Source organism: Bacillus sp. 275 (assembly GCF_001999205.1).
GTDB lineage: Bacteria > Bacillota > Bacilli > Bacillales > Bacillaceae > Bacillus > Bacillus velezensis.
The window spans coordinates 2820471-2839222 of record NZ_CP019626.1; the positions used below are offsets into that span (position 1 = coordinate 2820471).

Genomic DNA, 18752 nt, shown 5'->3' on the forward strand with positions numbered 1-18752 from the left:
GGTCATTGGGACATTCCCTTTGTTCCGAAATCCCTGATGGCGACTTTGACTTTGTATTCAATATCCGATTCACTGAAGTGATGATCCCAGTCAGAGGATATCTTTTTCCATTTATCGGGATAATGAATCCGGACTTGATCGCCTAACCCGGTAATATCCACTTTCAACTCATGCTGCATGTAATCAATGAATGCCATGACATCTGAATGAATGCTGCGTTTTACCGCGTTTTTGATTTCATTTATATAGGACTCCTTGAAGGAATCTTCTTTCGGGTTCCAATCCTCAGATAGACGGCCTTCAACAAACCGGGTAACGATAAACTTGAATTTTCCGTTTTTATATTGTGTTTTTACATCATATTTGCTGGAAAATACCTCGAAAGACAAATAATAATTGTCATGCTTTGCAAACGTAACGCCTCCCTTTACCGTGCCTGTGAACAGGTTCATATTCTGGACTTGTAAAGGAGTTAGATTCGCATACCAGAATTTATTTTTAATAATGGTAGCGCCCCAGATTTCCAGTCTGCTGCCCACTTTGCGAACTTGAGGAAGGGCAAAGGTCTCGCCCTTGGCGATTCTCTCGGATATTTCCCCCAATGTCACGGGCTCCATCATCCGGATGGTGACCGTATTATTCTCCGTTAAGTCATAGATCGTATTTGACGCAGGCTCTCCCTGGTCACTGATTTTGAAAATATCTTTCGTTTTATCCGGCACCGTCATCACATTGCAGCTTCTTCTCGTACCGTTGTCCCTGATAAATTGGTTCATCAATGCGTCAAGCGGGATGTCGTCCTTTAACAGCGCCTCGGAAAACAGCATGATACGCAAGTGCTGGGAGAAAGCGGGGTGATTTTTTAATGATGCCGTTCGTAAGGCTTGATGGACGGTTTCTCCGGAAGTGGAAGTCACCTTTGTCGTGTCGCTCCCTGACGACGACTGCTGGGAACTTGCTTTTTGCGGAACCAGAATCTGCTGCGTCACTTCCACGTTTTCTTCCTCGGGTTTATCGAGCCCGACGCCGATAACGAGACTCAAATCTTCTATATTGCGGCTGTCCCAGCATCCGGCCAAAAGCAATGTGCAAAGAATGATTACGATATATTTCTTCATTGCGCTTTTTTCACCTTCCTTTTCACAGCGACGACTGCAAACATCAGTAAAGGCAGCAAAAAGAAAACCAAGAAGATATAGCCTAGAATATCACTGAACAGCATCAGCTTGTTAGCGTCTTTGGGCATCAATGATCCGAAGAATGTCGCAATGCCTACGAAAATGATGCCCTTTTTGTGCTTCAGCCCGAAAATTTTATTAAGACCCGATGTCGCGAAATATCCGTACGATACATAGGTGGCGAAAAATTGGATAATCCAGACGGCAAGCAAAAAAGACTCGAATCTTTCGATAAAAAGCCCTTTGATTTCAAATGATTGAAAAAGCGCAATCGTAGGCCAGATCATTGTTTTGACATCCTGGGTGGTTAAGGCGCCGACGACGAGCACGTAGGTAATGATGTATAAAATAATCGGGATGCCAAAGCCCATGGCCGACATACGGAACGTGTGCTTTTTATTTTTGATGTGCTCAGGGAGAAACAGCATAATCTCAATTCCTAAGAATGAAACAGAAACGACGGTCAAGGAAGCCATAACGGGAGAAAACCCCTGTCCGAGCACCGGCCGCAGGTTGTCCAGATCAAATATTTTAAAGCTGAAAGAAAACACCACCAGCAAAATAATGATCGTAATCGTTAAATAGAAAGGAAAGAGCCTGCCGAGATCGCTCATGCCGCCGATAATTAAATAAACGGAACAGGCGATAAAGATAAACAGCGTAACCGGCACAGGCGTTCTCTCCAATAAAAAGAACTTGACCATTTCCGCCATCGCCCGGGCTTCGAAGCTGGCGACTCCTATAAAATAGAGACAGATCATAAGATTGACGATATTTCCCGCCCATTTGCCGAGGCCTTCGTTCATATAATCAAACAATGATCCGTACTGATGCTTTTTCATAATGAGCGTATTGAGATAAATCAAAAAGATAAAGATGACGCCTTCCAGACATAATGCAATCCAGCCGTCCGGCGAATTCGCCCTTGATGACAGCGACCGCGGCATGGTAAGGAGTCCCGCCCCGAGCATCGTGTTGGAAATCAATGCTGTCCCTTGATAGCTTGTAAGCTTATTGAGAGTTGTTTTCTGGCTCATTTACGTTTTTCGCCTCTTTTGGTTGATTTTTAATAGGGAGACGGAGAATAGAGTCGTTTGCGTTTTTTAAGCTGAAAAATCCATTCGGCGAGAAATACGGAGAACCGAAGCTTCGCTGTCTCGATAAATGAGTGTAGATCGCCAGCATAAATAAAATCATGCCGTACAGCCCGAAAGCTGCGGCGGTAAACATCGAAATGAAACGGAGCACACGGAATGACAGACCCATCCCGTACTGCGGCACCGTAAATGAAGCGAGCGCGACAATGCTGACCACGATGACCATGATGGAGCTGACAATATTCGCTTCAACGGCCGCCTGGCCGATGACGACTCCGCCCACCAATCCGATCGTCTGGCCGAGCGGGCTGGGAAGCCTCAAGCCCGCTTCTCTCAGCAGCTCTATCGTAATTTCCATTACCATCGCTTCAATAATAGGCGGGAAGGGAACGTTTTCTCTGTTCGCCGCGATGGTGACTGCAAGCGACGTCGGCAGCAGCCCTTGGTGAAACGAAACGAGGGCGATATAAATGGACGAAAAAAACAGCGTAATAAAAATAGACGTAAACCGCAGCACCCGGATGAGCGAGGCGGAAATCCACCGTTCATAATAATCATCGGGAGACTGCATTAAAATTCCTAAAGAAGCCGGAACCACCAGCGCAAACGGCGAGTTGTCGACAAGGATGGCGACGCGGCCGTTGAACAAGGCGGAAGAGACTTTATCAGGCCGTTCCGTATTTTGTATTTGCGGAAACGGCGAATACTTATTATCCTCAATAAGCTCCTCAAGCGTCCCGGAATCCTGGATGTCGTCCATCTTCACTTCGCTGAGGCGCTTTACAACATCGCTGACGACAGATGGGTCCGCCTTATCATCTATGTACATGACCGTGGCGTATTTTAACTTATTTTCTCCGATCGGAACCTTTTTCGTTTTCAGCTTCGGATGGTTCGTGCGCTGCCTGATCATGGCGACGTTTGTATCAGAATCTTCTATGAAGGCGATTTTCGGACCTCTTACGACCTTTTCGGATGTGGGTTCATTCACGCTTCTTTTTTCTCTTTTTCCCGTGGACAAAATGTATACGCTGTCAAGTCCGTTAATAAACACGGCGCATTTTCCCCGCAGAATGGAGATGACGGCTTCCTTCGACGTAAAGACGGGACGGGCGTCGATCTTATCAAGACGTTTCGTAACCGTATCCAGCGTCAGAGTGTCTTCCTCCCGAAGCAGCGTTTCAATCGCCTCTTTTATTTTGTCTTCGTCGTTCATTTCACTCAGATACATATAATAAAAAACAAGCCCGTTCGGAAGCATCTTTTTATTTTGAACCAGGTCATCATTCTGCTCTACGTGGGGAAGCACCAGTGCCAGATTAACGTGTATGTATTCCTTGAATTCCGATTGCGCCATCGACAGTCACCCGCCTTCCAATCCTTAATTGAGGTTATCTTTTCCTGTTAAAAAAATGATATACTATGATAAAGTATTTAATGGTACAAGTTTTTTTATGAAAGCGGAGGAGAGATGTGGCACAAGTCAGACTGGCAGGAAATGCCGAAGAAATTGAACAGCTCATCAAATCATTTGAAGCGCATTACGAAGTGGCTTACACGTCGAAAGAATACCGTAAAACAAATCCGAAGTATAAATACTCTAAGGATTCGCGCGTCTATCTTGAGCTGAAATTAAAAACGGCCAAGGCCGAAAAATAAAAAGGGTTTCATCTGTTACTGGCGAATAATACTCAGGGTGAAGCAACTGTTATGGAGGGATACATAAATGGATTACAGAATTGAAAAAGACACCATGGGAGAAGTTAAAGTTCCGGCAGATAAATTTTGGGGCGCTCAGACACAGCGCAGCAAAGAGAACTTCAAAATCGGTTCAGAAAAAATGCCTCAGCGTGTTGTGAAGGCGTTTGCAATATTGAAAAGAAGCACAGCGATCGCCAACGAACGCCTCGGCAACTTAGAGTCTGAAAAAGCACAGGCGATTGCCGCTGTATGTGACGATGTTTTAAACGGCAAATACGACGATAACTTTCCGCTCGTTGTCTGGCAGACGGGAAGCGGCACGCAAAGCAACATGAACATGAATGAAGTGGTGGCCAACCGCGCGACTGCTTTATTGAAAGAAAAAAATTCCGAGCTGAAGATTCATCCGAATGATGACGTTAACCGCAGCCAAAGCTCAAACGATACATTCCCGACGGCGATGCACGTTGCGGCGGTTCTTGCCGTATATGAGCAGCTCGTTCCGGCGCTTGATCAGCTGCGCGCGACGCTTGATGAAAAAGCGAAAGCTTATCAGGATATTGTGAAAATCGGACGCACGCATTTGCAGGACGCCACTCCGCTGACGCTCGGACAGGAAATCAGCGGCTGGGTATACATGCTTGACCGTTCGAAAGAAATGATTCTTGAGTCAACGGAAAAAATCCGCGCGCTTGCCATCGGAGGCACGGCAGTCGGCACGGGAATCAACGCCCATCCGCAGTTCGGTAAATTCGTCGCGGAAGAAATCACAAAAGTAACGGGGCAGACATTCAAGAGTTCGCCTAACAAATTCCACGCGCTCACAAGCCATGATGAAATCACTCACGTTCACGGCGCGTTAAAAGCATTGGCTGCCGACCTGATGAAGATTGCCAACGATGTCAGATGGCTGGCAAGCGGCCCGCGCTGCGGAATCGGCGAAATCGTCATTCCTGAAAATGAGCCGGGAAGCTCTATCATGCCGGGCAAAGTCAACCCGACGCAAAGTGAGGCGCTGACAATGATCGCCGCGCAAGTGATGGGAAATGACGCGACAATCGGAGTTGCGGCCAGCCAAGGAAACTTCGAGCTGAATGTCTTCAAACCGGTTATTATTTATAACTTCCTGCAGACCGTGCAGCTGCTCAGTGACGGAATGAATTCCTTCCATGACAAATGCGCTGTCGGTATTGAGCCGAACCAAGAGACGATTCAGGAAAATCTCTCTAACTCATTAATGCTTGTTACGGCGCTTAACCCGCACATCGGTTATGAAAACGCCGCGAAAATCGCCAAGCTTGCCCACAAAGAAGGCCTGACGCTGAAAGAAGCGGCATTACAGCTGAACCTTCTGACAGAAGAACAATTTAATGAAATGGTGCGTCCGGAAGATATGGTGCACCCGAAAGCATAAAAAGAAAGAACGGCTGCAGTCATTGCGGCCGTTCTTCTAAATAAACTGCTGTTTCAGTAAAAATCTGAGCTGTTCTGCATCTTCAGCCAGCAGGTCGGATTCCTTCAAATTCAAAATCATTCCTTTGATGATTGCCGGTTTCGGCGACTTTTTCTTCATTTCCGCTTCCAGAATATCCAAGCTCTCGGTGAATTCAGATGCTTGCGTCTTGTCCATCGTGCCGATGCGCGTGCGGAGGGTCTGCAAGATCGATTGGCTTAAAGGATCGGGCTGCCCGTTATGAAGGGGGCCAAACAGTGAGCTTGCCTCATCAAGAGAAATAAACGCTTCATCATGTCTGTCCGCCATTCCGTTTACGATGTCATCAATTCTGTGAATCACGGTATTTGCCAAAAGCGAAGGCTGTACGGACCGGCCGGTCAGAATGAGATATTCAAGATACATCTGACTGATTCCTTCTATTAAAAAACAAAGCTCGGCTGTGTATGGTTCAGCTTTTTCTCCGTAAATCGCAAGAAGACTGTCGATATGAAACTGCAGGATCGACCGGCGGATTCTCTTTCCGCACTGCGCCGCTTCTTCGGTATAAGGAAGTGAACCGTCTTTCATCTGCACGGTAATAAAATCCTGATGGGCGAGAATCGATTCGTAAAACACCGCAAGCTGTTTTTGGTAAGCGGCTCTCGGACTGTCACCCTCCGTTTGGATCGTCGTGATTCGGGTAAACGTTTTATCATAGTAGTAATTCAGCATGGATAGAAGCAGTGCTTCTTTGGAAGGAAAGTATAGATAAAAAGCGCCTTTTGAGATTTTGCATTCATCGGCGATTTCCTGAACCGATGTAGATTTGTACCCTTTTCGGGCAAACAGTTTGATTGCTGCTTCAATGATCAGCTTTTCTTTTTCCTTCAATGGTTCCACCCTTTCGGAGCCAGGAGGCTGGCTTGTGCTTCTCATGTATGACTATATGGTCATATTGATATTCCGTAAATTTAACCTGATTGTAACTTGTTTTTTTGTTTTGTTTTATTTATATTATAAAGTGAGCTGACCGAATGGTCAAAGTTCTGGCGAAAGGGTGAATCTGAAAATGAAAGAATTAGATGAAATGATCAGCCGCTTGCGAAACAGAGGAATTAAAGTCGAAAAGGTGAAATATCCGAAAAAGACAATTTGTGAAAAGAAATGGGTTCATCAATGCCAAAAACCGCTGAAAGCAAACTACAGAGATTTTAACGGCTATTCCTTCACATAAAAAAGACTGCAATGAAACACTACAGTCTACTTTGGTATGATAATTCGGTAGATTACACCCGATTGGTCATTTTCAATTGAAATTGATGCTTTATGCAAGGTTAAAATCCGTTTTACGATGCTGAGTCCTATGCCGAACTCGCCTTTCTTCCCTTTATTAAAAGGCTCGTACAAGCTGGATAGCATCTCATCCTCAATCGGAGGCCCGTCATTTTTAACCGTCATGACAATCTGCTGCTGATTTTGGCTGATCCGAATGTGAATCGCCGTTTCTGCATAGCGGATTTGATTTTCGAGAATGTTTTCAAGAAGTTTGCTCCATTGTTCCGGATCACCGGGCATCATTAATGCATCTTCTGTTTCAACGGTCCACGATAATTCCTTCCGGGCCCATTTGAGCCGTTCAATGACTTCTTCCGTGACCTTCACAATGTCAAATGTCTCATGGTGCACCCGCTGCTTCATTAAATAATCAAGCTTCGTTAAATATAATAAATCCTTAATTTTCTTCTCAAGTTTTTCTGCTTCGCCTTCAATGACATCAATTGTGGTTTCCAGATCCCCCTTAGGAAAAATCCCGTCCTTTATTGATTGAGTATAGCCCCTTATCACCATGACAGGCGTTTTTAAATCATGAGAGATATTTTGCAGGAGCGTTCTTTCCGTTTCATCCTTTTGCACCAGCTTGCTCCGCATGTCTTCAATGGTATGGCCTAATTTTCCGATTTCGTCTTTTCTGTCGACGATGACCGGATCATCCCAATCCTGTTTTGAAATCCGTTTGACATGCTTTTCTAAGGAAACGAGCGGGCGCGAGAGATATTTGGCAAGCCAAATCGCCGGAATCCAGCTTAACAAAATCACGCCGGCAATGATAAAGAGCAGCTGCTTGAACAGGGTGAATGCGAGATCATCACGATAAGAATCAAGGGCGTAAGACAGCATCATCGCATCCTGGCCGTTAATGGTGAGGCCTTTTTTAATGACGAAAAATACTTTTTCACCGCTGATATCCGCGCTGTATCGTTTCGTGACGCTGTGCTGGCGGCCCGCGAGCTTGTACACCTTATGGATAAAGGAAGAAGAAAAGTAGTTCAAGTCTTTGTCACTGGCCGATTCCTCCCGTTGCGGCAGAAGAACGTGCTGAACGGATCGGAAAGTCGTCGGCGCGGTCGCATCCTCGCTGTAATATCCCCGCTCGATCGATCCGGGCAGCCGGTACTCCGTCAGTACATGCTGTTCATTTTCAATGGTCGTATACGTTTCATCCGTGAAAAAATTACGCAGCGTATTTGAGAACAGCACGAGAAGCAGAATCGAAATGGCTAAGAGGATGCCTGAGATGACCACCCATATTTGAAAAGCAAGCGGCTTATTTTTCATGACGTCATCATCCTGTAGCCGAATCCGTAAATGGTCTCAACCTTTAACCCGGGCATTTTTTTTCTCAGCCTCCGCACAAGATCATCGACCACCCGGTCAGTGCCGAAATAATCATGGCCCCATATTTTCAGCAGGATATCTTCCCTGGAAAAGGGGTGTCCTTTATGGTGAAGAAATAAAAGCAGCAGATCAAATTCCTTAGACGTCAAATTGACCAGGCTGCCGGTTTCATCATAAACCTCTCGGGCATCTTCGATCACATTGTAGGAAGAAACGGTGATGCCGGTTTTCTTTGCGGCGGGCTGTTCTTTATACACGAGCTCCAGCAGCTTCTGGACCCGTATAATAAGTTCTCTCGGCAAAAAGGGCTTGGCGATATAATCATTGCTTCCGAGCTCCAACCCGAGGACTCTGTCAATATCGGCATCCCGCGCGGAAATGAAAATAACCGGCACATCGGGATCTTTTTCTTTTATTTCTTTTATCAGTGTATAGCCGTCCGTATCCGGCAGCATGATGTCAAGAATCCACAAGTGGGGAGACGGCTGCATCTGCTTTCTGGCATCTTCGCCTTTTGTGAAAGATGTAATGTTCCAGCCTTCATTCTCTAAATATTTTGTGAGCAGTTCATTCAGGTTATCCTCATCTTCAACTAGATAAATGGTGTATGACAAGGCATTTCACATCCTTTCAACGTCATTATACTAGTTTTAACACACTCAAGCCGCATTTTCATAATTTCACATATTCTTTTCATTTTTATCCCACAATGTTTGTTTATGATGTGTATAAGGGAAGAAAGGAAGAAAAAAAGCGGGGAAGATAACATGTTCAAACACATTTTGTTTTGGAGCTTTGCTTTTCTCCTTATTATTGGGACAATAGAACTTGTACATGCGATGAATATGTAATCGATAGAATGAAAACATGCTGAAGGAGTGTGCGTGAATATGAATGATCATCGAGATGACGGCAGAAGCCGCGATCAGTCAGATCTTTCACATACGGAACAAAACAGAAATGAACAGCAGCAGATCAGCCATCAGGAGCCCGAGCTGCTCGAAGGGCCCGTCTCGAAAGAAGCGGAAAACGAGACGGCGGCCGGTACGGAATTTGAAAAAACGGCTGCCGTGAAAAAAGAAAAAAAACGGAGAGCCGCTTGGCTGAGCCCGATTTTAGGCGGCATTATCGGCGGCGGCCTCATGCTTGGCATTGTGCCAAACCTGCCGGGTGAGCAGCATAAGACAGAAGCCGTTTCTGATACGAAACAAGTTCAGTCTTCGAATTTTACGTCAACGCCTTTGAAAAATACCTCAAGCGTAGCGGATATGGTAGAAGATTTGGAGCCTGCGATTGTGGGAGTGTCCAACTACCAAGCTTCGCAAAGCAGCCAGTTCGGACTTGACGGCGGTTCAAGCTCTGAAACGGAAAGCGGCACGGGGTCAGGCGTCATCTTCAAAAAAGACGGCGAAAAAGCGTACATCATTACAAACAACCATGTCGTAGAAGGTGCGAACAAACTGTCGGTCACTCTTTACAATGGGAAAACCGAAACGGCAAAGCTTGTCGGAAAGGATGCCATCAGTGACTTGGCTGTATTGGAAATCAGCTCGTCCAATGTCAAAAAAGCGGCCAGCTTCGGGGATTCCTCCAAGCTCCGCATTGCCGATAAAGTGATTGCAATCGGCAACCCGCTCGGCCAGCAGTTTTCCGGCACCGTCACACAAGGTGTCATCAGCGGGCTGAACAGAACGGTAGACGCCGATACATCCCAAGGCCCAGTGGAAATGAACGTGATTCAGACGGATGCGGCGATTAACCCCGGAAACAGCGGCGGCCCGTTAATCAACTCAAGCGGCCAGGTTATCGGGATCAACAGCATGAAAGTCAGTGAAAACGGCGTGGAATCACTCGGCTTTGCCATTCCGAGCAATGATGTAGAACCGATAGTCGACCAGCTGCTTGCAAAAGGAAAAGTCGAGCGCCCATTTTTAGGTGTGCAGATGATTGACATGGCGCAAGTGCCGGAAACTTATCAGGAAAACACGCTCGGACTGTTCGGCGACCAGCTGTCTAAGGGTGTTTACGTAAAAGAAGTGCAGTCCGGCTCACCGGCTGCGAAAGCGGGCATCAAATCAAATGACGTCATTGTACAATTGAACGGCAAAGATGTCGGCAGCAGCGCCGATATTAGACAGATCTTATATAATCAGCTGAAAATCGGCGATAAAACGACTATTCAAGTTCTCAGAAGCGGAAGCAAAAAGACGCTGAACGTCACATTATCAAAACAAACTGAAAGCGCAAGCTGAACGCATAAAAAAAGCTGAACCTGCAACTGAGGTTCAGCTTTTTTCGTTATTCTCCCAAGTAGGCTGACAGCATCCACACATGCTTGTCCGCTTCTTCAACTAATCCGACAAACAGGTCGGCAGTTGACGGGTCATTTTGTTCCTCGGCGATGCCGATGACAAATTTTGATTCGCGGCTGATTTGTTTATAGTCTTGAACCAGTGATTCTACCATTTCAGAAGCCGTTTTTTCCTGGCCTTCATCCGTAATGGAAGCTTGTTCAAGGTAATTGTGTAAAGTCGCCGCAGGCTGTCCTCCGATGGCCAGAAGTCGCTCTGCGATGGCATCCGCCGTTTCCGCCGCTTCGTTATACAGCTCTTCAAATTTTTCATGAAGCGTAAAGAAATGAGGGCCTTTTACATACCAATGGAAGCGGTGCAGTTTAGAGTAAAGGATAAACCAGTTTGATAATTGTGTGTTCATTGATTTCTCAACAAGAGTTTCAGTTTTTTTCGCATTTTGTGTATTCATATTCATCGTCCTCCCTGTGATCTGATAATTTAATTATATCACGTATTAAATAAAAATCAATACTAAATTATAATAATTATAATTTAGGTTTAAGTGAACAGCTTTTTCTTTATAATCGATTCCCAGGCGGACCACGGAAAGAGTGAGCGGAAAGCCAATGTCAGCTTAACGCCCCTGCCGATCGGATACCGCAGTTTCTTCAGCCGTTTCCTTTGTGCCAATTGATAAATCAGCTCCGCTACGTCATCAGGATCGCCGCTTTTGGATGCGTTGGCTTTGAAGTAAGCTTCGATTTGCTGATAATAGCGGTAATAAGGCGAATCTTTGCCGGGTGCCGTAAGATGATTGGAGAGAGACGTTTCCCATATAGATGTTTTGTAGGAGCCCGGTTCTATTAAAGCGGCATCAATTCCTAAAGGCAGCAGTTCGAGGCGCAGGCTCTCTGTAAACCCTTCAACCGCGAATTTGGAAGAGACATACGGAGATAGAGCCGGGAAACCGGTCAGTCCGCTGATACTGCTGATATTGAAGATTTTCGCCCCGCCATGTTTTCGCATATAAGGCAGCACGGTTTTTGTGACGTGAATCAGACCGAATACATTTGTTTCATACTGCTGCCTGTAATGTTCCATCAGCACATCGTCAATAAACCCCCCGTACGCAGTGCCGGCGTTATTGACGAGCAGGTCAATCGGTCCGAAACCGCTGATGGTGTTCCCGAAGTCAGACACCGACTGTTCATTTGTCACATCTAAAGAAACGACCGTAACATGTTCGGATGCACCCGCTTGAGCGGCGGCCTCTTTCAGTATTTCAGCTTTCTCCGGCTGTCTGGCTGTTGCGATGACGTGATAAGACCGGGCGAGCTTCAGCGCTGTCAGCAGCCCGAATCCGCTCGTCGCGCCGGTTACAATGGCAATTTTTCTGTTCATCTTATAATCCTCCCCGTTTGTTCTTTTCTCATAGTGTATAACATCTCGCGGAAAGAAGGAGAAATCGTTCGGAAATATGTCAGAATTGTTTTATAATGGAGTCAGCTTCGGATAGAAAGGGGTAAAGAAAAGATGGCATTAGAGGGATTGAAGGAAACATGGGATTTAAACTCCATTTTTGAGGGCGGGAGCCGGTCGGAAGAGTTTCAGCAATACATACAAGAGCTCAAAAATCATCTAAGCGCTTTTCAACATGCGGTTGAAGCGTTTACAGCTCCGACGCATGCGGATGAAAGCCGGGAGCTGATCAATCTGATTGATAGGTTTGAACGGTCAGCGATCATGATCAGGCAGGCGGGAGCGTTCGTCGGATGTCTTCAGGCTCAGAACACTCATGATCAGAAAGCGAATGAATGGAGGGCGCGGATCAATCAGCTGAGCAGTGATTTTAAATCCGCTCTGGTCACCTTTGACGATACACTTGCCCGGATTGACGAGCCGGTCTGGGAGGAGCTGCTGCAAAAACCGGAACTTCAGGATCTCACATATGTTTTAAATGAAAGAAGAGACCGGGTCAAAGAGAAGCTCAGCGCTTCAGAAGAAAGGCTGATTGAAGGCCTGGCCGTTGACGGCTATCACGCATGGGGCGACCTGTATAATGCGGCTGTCGGCAGAATGAAGATTCCGTTTGAGGATAAAGAGCTGTCGGTCGGCCAAGCGGAAAATATGATGGCGCACCCGGATCGCCGCATCAGACATCAAGTGTTCAAAGAGCTTAATGAAGCGTGGAAAGGAGAAGAGGAGCTTTTCGGCAGCACGCTGAACCATCTGGCCGGCTTCCGTACGGAAATCTATAAAGCGCGGGGCTGGAAAAGCGCTTTGGAAGAGCCGCTTGCGATCAACCGGATGAAAAAAGAAACGCTGGATGTCATGTGGCAGGTCATTACCGATCATAAAAAGCCTTTTGCCGAATACCTGAATCGAAAGGCATCTCTTTTAGGGCTTGAGCGGCTGAACTGGTATGATGTGGGCGCGCCGATCGGCGAGGCTCCGAAAGAATACACATTTGATGAAGCGGCCAATCTGATCGTCAGCCAATTTTCGACGTTTGGCAAAAAGCTGTCCGCATTTACGGAAAAAGCATTCCGTGATCGGTGGATAGAAGCGGAAGACCGCAGCGGCAAACGGGTCGGCGGTTTCTGCACCAGCTTTCCCGACAGCGGAGAATCCCGGATTTTTATGACGTTTTCCGGAAGCGCTTCGAATGTATCGACGCTGGCGCATGAGCTCGGTCACGCGTTCCATCAGGAGGCCATGCTTCAAGTGCGGCAGCTGAACAGAGCCTACGCTATGAATGTGGCTGAAACAGCCTCGACCTTTGCGGAAATGATCGTCGCCGACGCCGCTTTGAAACAAGCGGAGACAAAGGATGAAAAGGTGTTCTTGCTTGAAGATAAAATTCAAAGAAGCGTAGCCATGTTTATGAATATTCATGCGAGATTTTTATTTGAAACGCGTTTTTATGAAGAGCGCAAGCAGGGCGTCGTTCCGGCTGAGAAACTGAATGAACTGATGGAAGCGGCGCAGAAAGAAGCATTTTGCGATTCATTAGGGGAATACCACCCTCATTTCTGGGCGTCAAAACTGCATTTTCATATTACGGGAGTGCCGTTTTACAACTTTCCGTATACGTTCGGTTATTTATTTTCGCTTGGAATATATGCAAGAGCTCTTCGGGAAAAAGCGGATTTTGAAGAAAAATATATCGCGCTTTTGTGTGACACGGCTTCGATGACTGTTGAGGATTTGGCGATGAAGCACCTTGGAGCAGATCTGACGGAACGGTCGTTTTGGGAAGACGCGGTCCGCCTTGCCGTACAGGATGTGCAGGAATTTTTAGAGCTGACTGAATGATAATCTTGAGATGAACCGGCCGGAGTGTTATCGCTCCGGTTCTTTTTTGTTTAATGAATGACAGCCGCCTCCCTTGGAAATACCTAAAAACGATCGGAATGGAATGGGAGTGAATCGCATGAAATGGATCAGAACGGCGGGCGTTTTATGTCTTACGCTGATGCTGATTGCCGGCTGCCGATTGAATGAAGAAAAACGGGAAGCGGAACAAGATAGCACACCCGTATCATCCGCGAAGCCGGTTCCTTACAGCAGCTTTGCACTACGCGTCAGCTACGGAGCCGGAGAGCATAACCGCTATGAAGGTTTGTATGAAAGTAAAGGCGGTCATGAAAAGGCTGACATCCGGGACAAGCTCTCAGGGGTTCACAGAGAGGGCGAGGAAGCGCTTGATGAAATGAAGATGATCCTTGGAGAACTTGCTGTAAACAGCCGGATGCAGGAAAGCGAGATCGTCCGGCAGGTGCTCTCGGCTTTTAATTTGGACAGCCGCTATGACCATTTTTATTTGAAACTGAAAAAGAACGACGGAGAAATGACGGAAATAAAAAAATAACTGCCGCCCGCTGCTTTTTTGCCCAAAACTAATTGATAATGATATTCAGAGTCATTAATTTCTGTTACAATATAATCATGATCTCACGTTGAATGTTTAGGCAATTTGTTTATATACATAGTGTTGGGAAACTCAAAAAAGGAGCGGTTAGCGGTATGAGTGCAATTTCTACAGAGACGCTGAGCTTAGGGTACGGAGAAACTGTTATCATTGACGAATTGGATGTTGCGATTCCAAAAGGCGAAATCACTGTATTGATCGGAAGCAACGGCTGCGGAAAATCGACACTTTTACGTTCATTGGCCCGGCTGATGAAACCGAGGGGCGGTTCTGTGCTTTTAGAAGGAAAAGCCATCGCTAAGCTTCCGACGAAGGAAGTGGCAAGAGAGCTCGCTATTTTGCCGCAGAGTCCGTCAGCTCCCGAAGGCCTGACGGTGCATCAGCTTGTGAAGCAGGGAAGATACCCTTATCAAAGCTGGCTGAAGCAATGGTCCAAAGAGGACGAAGACGCAGTGGCAAAAGCGCTTAAAGCGACGAAGCTTGAGGAAATGGCCGACCGTCCGGTGGATTCCTTGTCAGGCGGACAGCGCCAGCGCGCATGGATTGCGATGACACTCGCTCAGGATACGGATATCATTCTGCTTGACGAGCCGACAACCTATCTCGACATGACGCATCAAATTGAAATTCTTGATTTGCTGTTTGAATTAAATGAAAAAGAAAAACGCACAATCGTCATGGTGCTGCACGACCTGAATCTGGCATGCCGTTATGCCCATTATCTGATCGCCATTAAGGATAAACAGATTTACGCAGAGGGCCGTCCCGAAGAAGTCATCACTTGCGAGCTTGTACAGCAGGTCTTTGCGATGAACTGCCAGGTAACGCAAGACCCGCTGTTCGGCACGCCGCTTTGCATTCCGCACGGACGCGGCAGATGTATCGTGCAGGAAGCGGCCCTCACCGCCCGATTGTCATAATCATGAAAAAGGGAAGGGAACGGTATGGAAGAGAAACTGCAGCAGCAGCTGGACGGCCTGCTTGAGAAATACACGGAACTATTGCTTGGCGAAACAAACCCGGATGTAAAGGAAGAAGTCAGGCAGTGGATTTTGTATACACATATCGCAAAAAGCATGCCTCCGCTCGTGAAACATTGGAATCAATCCTACCCGGACGCCAAAGAGGGCATAAAAGCTGCGATACAGCATATTAAACAGCTCAATGAAGCACACAGAAAAAAACAATAAAAAAGCTTTCGGCATCAAAGAGAGGTGCCGGAAGCTTTTTTTGCTGAAAAGGGAATCAATAAGAGCTTCGTTCAATTCATAGGCGAAGAACTTTAATATAACTAATGCACCCGTTTGTTTACGTATATTTCTTCCGCTTGCTGAACCAAGAAAAAAGGACCGCCGCAGCAATCCCTTTCTCTCTTTCCTATATATCACATTTCCTTTCGGATACGTAATAACTCTTCAAATGCTTTTATATTTGTATCAAAATTGGGCACTGTTAGAGATTCTTCGGCACATTTGACTTGTGCTACAACCAAATCATGAAAAGGTGTTGAAATGCCAGTACCTTCTGCCATTTTGGGAATAACTCCATTAATATAATCAATTTCAGTTTTGCGTTTTTTCTCAAGATCCTGAAGCATACTTGCTCTTAGCAGCCTAGATGGTTCCATGGCTGACCTAAATGTTTGGATACGTTCAGGAATATCATTTTCGCTTCTTAATTCCAAAGATTCTAAATCAAGGCCGCCCATTTTCGCAAATTTGACACCATTGGCGTGTCCCACCTTAATCGTCTCATCTGCGATATGGACTGCACTGACAATGCCGATTTCATGGTCAAGAATGTCTCCGTATTCTCCGTTTAATGCAGCCGATAAACCACTGAATGCATTATTGATAAGTAATTTTGACCACTTCGTTCCAACTAAATTATCGGAAATATGTGTTCCGCCGATAAGGTCTAAAACCGATTTAATACGCTGGATTCTTTCTGTTGTTTCACCATGTAATTCTCCAATTTGAAAAGCGTACTCTTTAAATTGAGTATACTCAGTTGTAAGTCTGGATACGCCCGGTTCAATAAATGTAGCCCCAAATTCAACAGAACCTGCAATAACACGTTCATCACCAACGATCGAAGCAACTTTCTGTTCAGGTATACCGTTTTGCAAGGAACATACTACACTGTCATCCTTTAAAAAAGGCAGTAACTCTTTAAGGATGGAGTCATTATATAATTGTTTCGTCAGGAGTAATATTAAATCATACTTGCCTGATTTGTTTTCAGGGGTGATGGCTTTCACCTTTGCTTGAAATTCCGTTGTACCAACTACTTTAGCACCTATTTGATTTAGAGTATCTACATGTTCTTTGTATGAATCAATCAATTCGACATCCATTCCGCCAGCAGACAGATATGCCCCAACTATGGTTCCTAAAGAACCTGCTCCTAAAACTGCAATTCTCATTGTAAACGCTCCTTATTTTTCCTCTAAGTAGTTATAAACCGGCTGTGCTGCATTTAAGGTTAAATCTGTAAGGATATGAGATGCTGAAACGACTTCTAATACAGGCAAATCTGCAAGAGGTGCCAGAGCATGTTCAAATAATTGAAGCCGCGCCGGTCCAGTCCAGGCACCTTTAACTTCTATATTCGTTATTTGCGTCCGCACCAAATCACAAACCCTTAAATCACCATTGTAATCAGTGGCAATCTTAACCATAAAATTAGGTCGGCAAATTTCCCTTTTCGCTTTTTCCTTATCCATTTCGAAATGTTTATATCCCATAGTCGCAGTTGCCACACGAAGACTGCCATAATCTAATGTGCCAACAAGAGTATCAGAGTCTATATACAGCTTAGGGGCACCCAATTTCTTTGGATATGCAGTAAGTTCCCGTCCGCTTGCAATAGCCGGGAAATTGTCAACATACATAGAATGTACATAATCTCCTTCTTCACCATTAAAGCTGACAGGGATGACTTGTCCAGCCTCTGTATAGGCGCCAAGTCCGGAAACATCGGGCATCCGCATCACTTCGAATTTCACTAAAGGTTCAGTAATTTCAAGAGGTTCCGGCACTGCTGCACGTAAAGCTTTTTCATCCGTTCGGTAAATAATATTTAAATATTCACGGTTAACAAATTTATAATTTGGTATAGGATAAGCAGGGGCTGTTAGTGGCGTATTTAAATTTTTTGCTATATCTTTCACATCAATTTTCATTGAATGACACCCTTTCCTTTTCTTTAACTATGCTATTATCTTACATTCGCATTTACATTTAATCCAATACATAATAAGGTATATATATATTTATTGAAATAAATGAGGGGGTGCAGACAGATGGAATTGCTGCAGCTAAAATACTTTCAGACAGTTGCCTATACTGAACATATATCTAAAGCAGCAGAACAATTAAAGATTGCCCAGCCTTCTTTAAGTCTCACTATAAAAAGACTTGAGAATGAACTGGGAACAACCTTGTTTGAGAGAAAAGGCAGAAATATTAAGCTGAGTTCAGCAGGGAAAATTCTTTTAAAACATGTAAACAGGATTTTTACTGAGATTGAAAATGCACAAACGGAAATTCAATTGGAGGAACATCAAATTTCTGACACCATCAGAATATCTATTTCCAATCCAAGATTCCTTGCAGGACTGATGAGTGAATATATCAACCGCTCCCCTCAATCAAAAATTCTCCAAGCAATCGGAGTTAAAAGCGAGATCATAACAAGTTTAAAAAAAGGGGACATTGATTTAGGAATAACAGGTCATCCGATTCAAGATGAAGAGATAGGGAGTTGGGTGCTGGTAAATGAAGATATTGTTCTGGCTTTGCCCTCAAACCACCGATTTACGGGTAAAACAGAAATTTCTTTACGCCTTGTCGCCGATGAACCATTTATTACCCTTGCTAATAATGAAGAGTATAGCGGTTTTACAGCCTCGCTTTGTGAGAAAGCCGGTTTCACCCCAAATATTGCGTTTGAGGCAGATTCTCATTTACTGGTCGAGATTATAAAGCTGGATCAAGGTGTGGCGTTGCTTCCTATTTCAGTTTGCAGAACATTGGGGCTGAATTTTATAAAAGTGACTGATCACTCTGCTTCATATCCAGTCGGCTTATCTTGGATGAGACATAAGCTGTTGTCTTCTTCGGTAAGAAATTTTCGTGACTTTATTATGTCGTACTATAAAGATAACTATGAAATGTTTAAGGTTTATTAAAGGGTTTCATCATACTCCTTACTCAACTGCACCGTTAGCGGCATAAGAAAAAGGACACCCTTCTCCAGCTTTTGATGTTTTCTTTTTAGGGATGTAATGATGGGGAAACTTGTTGCTTACATTCATTTCCCGTTTCACTTGTTGCGGGGTGGGTACTTGCGATTGTTAGTTTAATGCCGGCTTCCTTTGACACGCTGTTAAAAATTAATGTTTTTAGTTGGTAAGCCTGCTATTAGAGCCGTTTTGCT

General features: G+C 45.2%; 18 protein-coding genes and 1 pseudogene. 9 read left to right on the forward strand and 10 right to left on the reverse strand.

Annotation, left to right across the window (positions count from 1 at the left end; translation table 11 throughout):
- Nucleotides 1-2: 2 nt before the first annotated feature.
- Genes BZ167_RS13745 through BZ167_RS13755 form a run of 3 tightly spaced genes read right to left on the reverse strand, consistent with a single transcriptional unit; the run spans nucleotide 3 to nucleotide 3632 of the window.
- The gene (locus tag BZ167_RS13745) at nucleotides 3-1118 is read right to left on the reverse strand and encodes a Ger(x)C family spore germination protein (protein ID WP_077392112.1); all 1116 of its coding nucleotides are present in this window, start codon (nucleotides 1116-1118) and stop codon (nucleotides 3-5) included.
- Entirely contained in the window at nucleotides 1115-2215 is a 1101-nt protein-coding gene (locus BZ167_RS13750) for a spore germination protein (protein WP_007410062.1), read from the reverse strand. The genes BZ167_RS13745 and BZ167_RS13750 overlap by 4 nt, the downstream gene beginning before the upstream one ends.
- Nucleotides 2190-3632 (reverse strand): spore germination receptor protein GerAA, encoded by a 1443-nt coding sequence (locus BZ167_RS13755; RefSeq protein ID WP_020954311.1) that lies wholly within the window; start codon nucleotides 3630-3632, stop codon nucleotides 2190-2192. The genes BZ167_RS13750 and BZ167_RS13755 overlap by 26 nt, the downstream gene beginning before the upstream one ends.
- A 116-nt stretch (nucleotides 3633-3748) precedes the next feature.
- On the opposite strand from BZ167_RS13755, the gene BZ167_RS13760 reads away from it, so the two are divergent.
- On the forward strand, nucleotides 3749-3934 hold the full coding sequence (locus tag BZ167_RS13760) for a YvzF family protein (RefSeq protein WP_003151806.1): 186 nt from the start codon (nucleotides 3749-3751) through the stop codon (nucleotides 3932-3934).
- A gap of 67 nt (nucleotides 3935-4001) precedes the next feature.
- The gene (fumC, locus tag BZ167_RS13765) at nucleotides 4002-5390 is read left to right on the forward strand and encodes a class II fumarate hydratase (protein WP_060674111.1); all 1389 of its coding nucleotides are present in this window, start codon (nucleotides 4002-4004) and stop codon (nucleotides 5388-5390) included.
- 36 nt (nucleotides 5391-5426) lie between these two features.
- Here fumC and BZ167_RS13770 read toward each other — a convergent pair whose 3' ends face one another.
- Complete coding sequence (locus tag BZ167_RS13770; protein ID WP_007410065.1) at nucleotides 5427-6302, reverse strand: TetR/AcrR family transcriptional regulator; 876 nt, start codon at nucleotides 6300-6302, stop codon at nucleotides 5427-5429.
- 178 nt (nucleotides 6303-6480) lie between these two features.
- Here BZ167_RS13770 and spxO point away from each other — a divergent pair, with 178 nt between their 5' ends.
- Nucleotides 6481-6645 (forward strand): anti-adapter protein SpxO, encoded by a 165-nt coding sequence (spxO, locus tag BZ167_RS20150; RefSeq protein WP_003151811.1) that lies wholly within the window; start codon nucleotides 6481-6483, stop codon nucleotides 6643-6645.
- Nucleotides 6646-6671: 26 nt separating this feature from the next.
- On the opposite strand, the gene BZ167_RS13775 is transcribed toward spxO, so the two are convergent.
- Both BZ167_RS13775 and BZ167_RS13780 read right to left on the reverse strand, forming a co-directional pair.
- Nucleotides 6672-8027: a two-component system sensor histidine kinase CssS gene (locus BZ167_RS13775; RefSeq protein ID WP_061860856.1), complete on the reverse strand. Its 1356-nt coding sequence runs from the start codon at nucleotides 8025-8027 to the stop codon at nucleotides 6672-6674.
- Nucleotides 8024-8701 (reverse strand): two-component system response regulator CssR, encoded by a 678-nt coding sequence (locus tag BZ167_RS13780; protein WP_007410069.1) that lies wholly within the window; start codon nucleotides 8699-8701, stop codon nucleotides 8024-8026. Before BZ167_RS13780 ends, BZ167_RS13775 begins: the two co-directional genes overlap by 4 nt.
- Nucleotides 8702-8977: 276 nt before the next feature.
- Here BZ167_RS13780 and BZ167_RS13790 point away from each other — a divergent pair, with 276 nt between their 5' ends.
- Nucleotides 8978-10339 (forward strand): S1C family serine protease, encoded by a 1362-nt coding sequence (locus BZ167_RS13790; protein ID WP_061860855.1) that lies wholly within the window; start codon nucleotides 8978-8980, stop codon nucleotides 10337-10339.
- A 46-nt stretch (nucleotides 10340-10385) separates the two neighbouring features.
- Here the strand turns inward: BZ167_RS13790 and BZ167_RS13795 are convergent, their stop codons facing one another.
- Both BZ167_RS13795 and BZ167_RS13800 read right to left on the reverse strand, forming a co-directional pair.
- Nucleotides 10386-10850, reverse strand: a complete 465-nt coding sequence (locus tag BZ167_RS13795; RefSeq protein ID WP_061860854.1) for a Dps family protein — start codon at nucleotides 10848-10850, stop codon at nucleotides 10386-10388.
- 89 nt (nucleotides 10851-10939) lie between these two features.
- The gene (locus BZ167_RS13800; protein WP_061860853.1) at nucleotides 10940-11782 is read right to left on the reverse strand and encodes an oxidoreductase; all 843 of its coding nucleotides are present in this window, start codon (nucleotides 11780-11782) and stop codon (nucleotides 10940-10942) included.
- Nucleotides 11783-11914: 132 nt separating this feature from the next.
- On the opposite strand from BZ167_RS13800, the gene BZ167_RS13805 reads away from it, so the two are divergent.
- From BZ167_RS13805 to BZ167_RS13820, 4 genes and pseudogenes are all read left to right on the forward strand, one after another.
- Nucleotides 11915-13696 (forward strand): M3 family oligoendopeptidase, encoded by a 1782-nt coding sequence (locus BZ167_RS13805; protein ID WP_077392113.1) that lies wholly within the window; start codon nucleotides 11915-11917, stop codon nucleotides 13694-13696.
- 118 nt (nucleotides 13697-13814) lie between these two features.
- The gene (locus tag BZ167_RS13810) at nucleotides 13815-14252 is read left to right on the forward strand and encodes a YusW family protein (RefSeq protein ID WP_077392114.1); all 438 of its coding nucleotides are present in this window, start codon (nucleotides 13815-13817) and stop codon (nucleotides 14250-14252) included.
- A gap of 155 nt (nucleotides 14253-14407) precedes the next feature.
- Entirely contained in the window at nucleotides 14408-15232 is an 825-nt protein-coding gene (locus tag BZ167_RS13815) for an ABC transporter ATP-binding protein (protein WP_025285239.1), read from the forward strand.
- Between the two features lie 2 nt (nucleotides 15233-15234).
- Nucleotides 15235-15502, forward strand: a pseudogene (locus BZ167_RS13820) (YusU family protein).
- 194 nt (nucleotides 15503-15696) lie between these two features.
- On the opposite strand, the gene BZ167_RS13825 reads toward BZ167_RS13820, so the two are convergent.
- Together BZ167_RS13825 and BZ167_RS13830 are read right to left on the reverse strand one after the other, a co-directional pair.
- A complete protein-coding gene (locus BZ167_RS13825; RefSeq protein WP_077392115.1) occupies nucleotides 15697-16737 on the reverse strand; it encodes a ketopantoate reductase family protein in 1041 nt (346 codons plus the stop codon).
- Between the two features lie 12 nt (nucleotides 16738-16749).
- Nucleotides 16750-17496, reverse strand: coding sequence for an acetoacetate decarboxylase (locus BZ167_RS13830; protein WP_064107673.1), 747 nt, complete (start codon nucleotides 17494-17496; stop codon nucleotides 16750-16752).
- A 120-nt stretch (nucleotides 17497-17616) separates the two neighbouring features.
- On the opposite strand from BZ167_RS13830, the gene BZ167_RS13835 reads away from it, so the two are divergent.
- On the forward strand, nucleotides 17617-18504 hold the full coding sequence (locus tag BZ167_RS13835) for a LysR family transcriptional regulator (RefSeq protein ID WP_061860849.1): 888 nt from the start codon (nucleotides 17617-17619) through the stop codon (nucleotides 18502-18504).
- Nucleotides 18505-18752 lie beyond the last annotated feature (248 nt).